The sequence below is a fragment of the Aquipuribacter hungaricus genome, from assembly GCF_037860755.1.
GTDB lineage: Bacteria > Actinomycetota > Actinomycetes > Actinomycetales > JBBAYJ01 > Aquipuribacter > Aquipuribacter hungaricus.
On record NZ_JBBEOI010000253.1, the window covers coordinates 1 to 4,844 of the forward strand.

4 protein-coding genes are annotated in these 4,844 nt (G+C 78.3%); 2 read left to right on the top strand and 2 right to left on the bottom strand.

Annotation, left to right across the window (positions count from 1 at the left end; translation table 11 throughout):
- Both WCS02_RS17410 and WCS02_RS17415 read left to right on the top strand, forming a co-directional pair.
- On the top strand, positions 1-700 hold a 700-nt coding region (locus WCS02_RS17410; protein WP_340295513.1), incomplete at its 5' end, for an ABC transporter ATP-binding protein.
- Complete coding sequence (locus tag WCS02_RS17415) at positions 697-1,509, top strand: energy-coupling factor transporter transmembrane component T family protein (protein ID WP_340295515.1); 813 nt, start codon at positions 697-699, stop codon at positions 1,507-1,509. The genes WCS02_RS17410 and WCS02_RS17415, both read left to right, overlap by 4 nt.
- Before the next feature lie 34 nt (positions 1,510-1,543).
- Here WCS02_RS17415 and WCS02_RS17420 read toward each other — a convergent pair whose 3' ends face one another.
- Together WCS02_RS17420 and WCS02_RS17425 are read right to left on the bottom strand one after the other, a co-directional pair.
- On the bottom strand, positions 1,544-2,443 hold the full coding sequence (locus tag WCS02_RS17420; protein ID WP_340295516.1) for an HDOD domain-containing protein: 900 nt from the start codon (positions 2,441-2,443) through the stop codon (positions 1,544-1,546).
- Entirely contained in the window at positions 2,440-4,614 is a 2,175-nt protein-coding gene (locus WCS02_RS17425) for a putative bifunctional diguanylate cyclase/phosphodiesterase (RefSeq protein ID WP_340295518.1), read from the bottom strand. The genes WCS02_RS17420 and WCS02_RS17425 overlap by 4 nt, the downstream gene beginning before the upstream one ends.
- Positions 4,615-4,844: the final 230 nt, after the last annotated feature.

Genomic DNA, 4,844 nt, shown 5'->3' on the forward strand with positions numbered 1-4,844 from the left:
CGCCCGCCGCCCCGGGGACAGCACGGGACCCCGGCTGCTCACGGCGGCCGGGCTGTCGGTCGCCCGCCCGGGGGCGGCGGCGCCGGCGGCGCGTGACGTCGACCTCGGCCTGGACGCCGGCACCTGCACCGCCGTGACCGGGCCGAACGGGGCGGGCAAGTCGACGCTGGCGCTCGCCCTCGCCGGTCTGGCCGCCCCGACCGGTGGCCGGCTCGAGGCCTCGGACCTGCTCGCCGACGGCGCCGGCCCGCTGCCGCACCGCTGGCGGGCACGGGCGCTCGCGGCCCGGGTCGGCACGGTGTTCCAGGAGCCCGCGCACCAGTTCGTCGCCACCACCGTCGCCGACGAGCTGCGGGTCGGGCCCCGGGTCACCGGCGCCGACCCGGCGGCCGCGGAGGCGACCGTCGCGTCGCTGCTCGAGCGCCTCGGCCTGGCCCGCCTGGCCGGCGCCCACCCGTTCACGCTGTCCGGCGGGGAGCAGCGCCGGCTCTCGGTGGCCACGGTGCTCGCCACCCGGCCCCGGCTGCTCGTGCTCGACGAGCCGACGTTCGGCCAGGACGGCCGCACCTGGGCCGAGCTCGTCGCGCTGCTGGACGAGCTGCGGGCCGAGGGCGTCGGCGTCTGCGCCGTCACCCACGACGCCGAGCTGGTGGCCGCCCTCGCCGACCGGGTCCTCCGCCTGCCGGGCGCCGCCGCGTGAGCCTGCCCACGGACGTGCTGTCCGGCACGGCCGGGGTCGACACCGGCGCGCTGCTGGCCCGGACCAACCCCAGCGCCAAGCTCGCGGTCGCCCTCGTCCTGTCGCTGGCGCTCGTGCTCACCACCGACCCGGTGACCGCCGGGGTCGCGCTCGCCCTGGTCGTCGCCGCGCTGCCCTGGTCGGGGCTGGGCGCGCGGGCGCTGTGGCGGCGCGGCTGGGTGCTCGTCGTCGCGGCCGTGCCCACCGGCGTCTTCACGGCGGTGCTCGGGGTCGACTCCGGCCGGGTGCTCCTCCCGCTCGGCCCGCTGGACGTCACGTCCGGCTCGCTGGCCGCCGGGGTCGCGCTGGTCCTGCGCATCCTGGCGATCGGCCTGCCCGGGGTCGTGCTGCTGGCGACCACCGACCCCACGGACCTGGCCGACTCCCTCGCCCAGGACCTCCGGCTGCCGCACCGCTTCGTGCTGTCCGCGCTGGCGGCGATGCGGCTGTTCGGCGTGCTGGCCGAGGAGTGGACGGCGCTCGGGCAGGCGCGCCGGGCCCGCGGGCTCGGCGAGGAGGGGCTGGTGGGGCGGGCCCGGGCCGCGGGGGCGCAGGTGTTCGCCCTGCTCGTCCTCGCGGTGCGGCGCGCGACGGTCCTGGCGACCGCCATGGAGGCGCGGGGGTTCGGGGCGGCCCGCACCCGTACCTGGGCCCGGCCGAGCCGGGTCCGTCCGGCCGACGTCGCGGTGGTGCTCGGCGGGGTGGCCGTGGCGGCGGTGGCGACCGCGGCGGGGGTGGCGGCGGGGACCTGGGAGCTCGTCCTGTCCTGAGCCCGTCCGGTCCCGAGCCCGTCCGGTCCTGGGCTCAGCCGGTGACGGCGCGGACCAGGTCGGCGGCCAGGTCGGGGACCCGGCGCACGAGGGCGGCCACCTCGCCGGGCTGCACGCGCCCGCCGGTCATGTGGAGCACGTCCTGCGGCGGGGAGCCGGGCTCGACGACGCGGTCGGCGACCTCGCCCGCCACCAGCAGGCAGACCGCGGCGGCGTCGCCGTTCTCGGCGGGCCGGCTGCCCGGCCAGCGGTCGACCACCTGCAGGGCGGCGGCCATGTCGGACGGGAACGACCACGCCCGCAGCGCCGCCGACGACACCGCGACGTGGGAGGCGCCGTAGCGGGCGCGCTCCGCCTCCAGCAGGGACCAGCGGTCCTCGCAGCCCTCGACCAGGGGCGTGTACCCGGCGGGGTCGGCGTGGAACAGCAGCGCCTGCCCGATCCCTGACAGCAGGCCCAGGCAGAAGGCGTCGGGGGCGTGCAGGCCGAGCGGCCGGGCCAGCTCCCCGGCGGCCACCGCCGTGCAGGCGCTCCGCCGCCAGAAGCCCGGCGGCACGGGGTCGGTGCCCCCCACCCCCGCGGCGGCGGTGAGGGCGAGGCTGCGCACGGTGGTGAAGCCGAGCACGGTGACGGCGAAGGCCACGGTGCGGACCCGGCCGGACAGCCCGTAGTACGCGCTGTTGGCCAGCCGCATGACCCGGGCGGCGAGAGGGGCGTCGGCGCCGACCACGGACGCGAGCCGGGGGGCGGACATGTCGTCGTCGCGGGTCATCCGGACGATCTGCGTGGCGACGGGGCGCTGGGCGGGCACCTGGTCCAGGCGCGCGAGCAGGTCCTCGAGCAGGACGACTCCCCGCCCGTCGTCCCACGGCAGGTCGGGGGCGCCCTCGGACGGGGCGGGCGTCAGCGTCGTCGCGCCGTAGCCGACGATCACGGCGCGGCCTGCGGGACACCGTGCGGCAGGGGCCGGGCCTGGGAGGACGACCCGCGCGGGGAGGGGGCGCGCCGGTCGCGCGCCTCGCCGGAGCGGGAGCGCACCCAGCGCGTGAGGTCGTCGCCGGTCATCGCCCGCGCCCAGAGCCAGCCCTGCCCCAGGGTGCAGCCGAGCGCCTGCAGCCGGGCGGCCTGCTCGGGCACCTCGACGCCCTCGGCGATCGCGGACAGCCCGAGCGCGCCGGCGAGGCTGACCACGGCCGCGGCGAGGGTGCCGTCCCCGCCGGTCGCCAGCTCCAGGACGAAGGACCGGTCGATCTTCAGGTGGTCGACGGGAAGGCGCTGGAGGTAGGCCAGCGAGGAGTAGCCGACGCCGAAGTCGTCGATGGCGACCGAGACGCCGACCTCGCGCAGCGCCAGCAGCGTCTCGCGGCTCGCGGCGGGGTCGCCCATGATCGCCGACTCGGTGATCTCCAGGCACAGCGCGGACGCGGGCACCCCGTGCTTCTCGAGGACCCCGGTGACGGTGCCGAGCAGGCGGGGGTCGCCCAGCTGCAGCGCCGACAGGTTGACGTTGACGCGGCGCGGGGCGAGCCGGCCGAGCTCGGTGCGCCAGCGTGCCAGCTGGGCGCACGCGGCGTCGAGGACGTGGGCGGTGAGGCCGGTGATGAGCTGGTGGTTCTCGGCGAGGGCGACGAAGACCTGCGGCGGCACGTCGCCGCGCACCGGGTGGCGCCAGCGGGCGAGCGCCTCCACGGCGGGCAGGGGCTCGCTGAGCAGCGGGTCCGACGCCGTGGCCATCTCCACGACCGGCTGGTAGGCGACGGTGACCTGGCCGGTGTCGATCGCCGCGCGCAGGTCCGCCAGCAGCTGCAGGGTGTCGCGGGCGACGACCCGGGTCTCGTCGTCGCAGACCGCGAACCGGTTCTTGCCGCGCGCCTTGGCGTCGTACATGGCGATGTCGGCGTCGCGGAGCAGGTCCTGGGCCGTGGCGTGGGAGACCCCGGCGCGGGCCACGCCCATGCTCGCCGACGGGTGCACGAGCACCCCGGTGACGGTGAGCGGGCGGGTGCAGACGTCGAGCAGGCGCCGGGCGAGCACCTCGGCCTCGGCGTCGTCGCGGACGCCGTGGCACACGACGACGAACTCGTCGCCGCCCATCCGCGTCACCACGTCGCCGTCGCGGACCGCCCCGCGCAGGCGGCGGGCGACCTCGACGAGCATGGAGTCCCCGGCGTCGTGGCCGAGCGAGTCGTTGATGGTCTTGAAGTTGTCGAGGTCGAGGAAGAGCACCGCGAGCAGCGGGTCGACCCCCGCCGGGCCGGCGAGGCCGGCCTGCAGGCTCTCGAACAGCGCGGCCCGGTTGGGCAGGCCCGTGAGCGCGTCGTGGCGGGCCTGGTAGGCCAGCTGCTGCTCGAAGGCCACCCGCTCGGTGACGTCCTCGGCGGTGCCGACGAAGCTCGGACCGTGGCCCGGGGTGTGCGCCGGGGCGAGCCGGAGGTGGACGAGCCGGCGGCCGCCGTCGACGCTGCGGAGGGCGGCGACCACGTCGGACTCCGCGCCCTGCAGCGCGGCCGCCGCGCAGTCGCTCACCGCGGCCAGGTCGTCCGGGTCGACCAGGTGCAGCCAGCCCGTGCCGAGCAGCGACTCCGCCGGCAGGCCGACCATCCGGGCGAAGGCGTCGTTGACGTGGGCCAGGCGCATGCCGACGTCGGACAGGACCGTGGGGACCGGGTTCTGCTCGGTGAGGGCGAGGAAGCGGCGCTCGTAGGCCTGCGCGGCCTCGGCCAGCGCGCGGCCCCGGTCGCCGCCGTCGTGCTCGGCCACCGCGGTGAGGGCCCACAGCCGCTGACCGGGGACGGGGTGCGCGACGACCTCGACCGGGTGGACCGCGCCGTCGGCGCCGCGCAGCCGGGCGCTGCGGCGCTGGGCGCGCACCGTGTGGAGCAGGGGACCGTCGTCCGCGGCGGTGAGCAGGCTGTCCAGGGGGCGGCCGGCCACGCTCGAGGCGTCGCTGGAGAGCAGGTCGGCGGCGGCGGCGTTGAGCCAGGCCACCGTCGGGGCGGTGCCGTCGGGGCCGTCGCGGACGAGCAGCACGGCGCTGTCGGACATCGCGGCAGCGTGCTGCAGCGCCTCCCGGCAGTCGTCGGGCAGCACGTCCGGTCCGCTCATGCCAGGCCTCCTGCCTTCTCCCGGGCCCGTCCGTGGGCCCTGCGTCCGCCCCCGGAGGTCCGGGAGGTACCTCGGAGGGATCGGCGCCCCCGGGCGCGGGCACGAGGCCGCGGGGGAGGTCCACCCGATCGGCGGACGCCGGGCCTACACCAGCGGCGCAGCGGCGCAGCGGCGCAGCGGCGCAGCGGCGCAGCGGCCCAGCGGCCCAGCGGCTCAGCGGCGACGGGGCC